Source organism: Streptomyces palmae, assembly GCF_004684805.1.
GTDB lineage: Bacteria > Actinomycetota > Actinomycetes > Streptomycetales > Streptomycetaceae > Streptomyces > Streptomyces palmae.
On sequence record NZ_SRID01000724.1, the window covers coordinates 1 to 1,050 of the forward strand.

General features: G+C 67.4%; 1 protein-coding gene. It reads right to left on the minus strand.

Annotated features, from left to right (window positions below; all coding sequences use genetic code 11):
- Positions 1-278: 278 nt before the first annotated feature.
- A complete protein-coding gene (locus E4099_RS32315) occupies positions 279-497 on the minus strand; it encodes a DUF397 domain-containing protein (RefSeq protein ID WP_135342634.1) in 219 nt (72 codons plus the stop codon).
- Between the last annotated feature and the right edge of the window lie 553 nt (positions 498-1,050).

Here is a 1,050-nt window from a genome sequence, read left to right on the forward strand (position 1 = left end):
GCCGACCACCCCTCAGCCCGGCGATCGCAGCCGGCCACCACCCCGCCCCGGACCGCCTCAGGCCCGCTCGGACGGCCCAGGTCGGCACCGGCGTCCGCTCAGGCCGGCCCAGAGGCCCCAGGCAGCCCAGACGGCCCCCACGCCCCATACAGACCACACGGCTCCAGGGAAACGTCCCCACCCGGCACATGACGCGTCATCCGCCCCATGCATCTCACCCGAATTGGCCGAATTCGCACGTCCGCGAGCGGCGCTCCCCGCCCCGCCGCGCGCCGGACTCAGCCGCGGACCAGATGGTCGAACTCCCCGTCCTTCGCGCCCAGCAGCAGCGCCTCGATCTCCGCCGGCGTGTAGATGAGCGCCGGTCCGTCCGGGAAGCGCGAATTCCGTACCGCCACTCCCCCGCCGGGCAGTTTGGCGAATTCCACGCAGGAGCCTTGGGAGTTGCTGTACCGGCTCTTCTGCCAGACGACATCTTGGAGGTCCGATGCCGCCATGCCGTTGTACAGGTGGTCGTGCACAGGGATCTCCGGTGTTAGTGCAGATGTCAACTGCCCCGGATCATAACCCTGTTCAAGTACGGATGCATGAACAGATGCATGTACACACGGCGTATCCAGCCGATCACCACGAGCCGTATGGGCCGCGTCAACTCCGGGTCATTCTTGATGGCACGCGCAAACCGCCGCCACCTGCGCCTGGCCCTCCGGGGCACCACCGACCGCGGATCTTGCCACCGGTCGAAGATGAACTTCCGCGACGCCCCCGCACCCTTGCTTCGATATACGTGACGCCCGCCACGCCCAAAGGGTTCACTCTCGCATCGGACTTTTACCGGATGGGCGGATCCGGTCGCGGGAATTCCCCTTTTTCTCGGGTGACTTCGGGGGTTGGCGGTACCTTCGGTGTCATAGCCATCTTCCGCGCCATCGGCGACTTCCGTCTGCTTACGGTGCCTACTGACCTCACTGGGCCCTTCTCGCCCCTCTCGCGCCATCCGCGTCCCCCGCACCGCCCGGCGACTCCCGCACCACCCGGCTACCCCCACAC

Coding starts and splice junctions, on each gene's coding strand:
- E4099_RS32315 (WP_135342634.1), bottom strand. CDS start 497: ATGGCGGCATCGGACCTCCAAGATGTCGTCTGGCAGAAGAGCCGGTAC.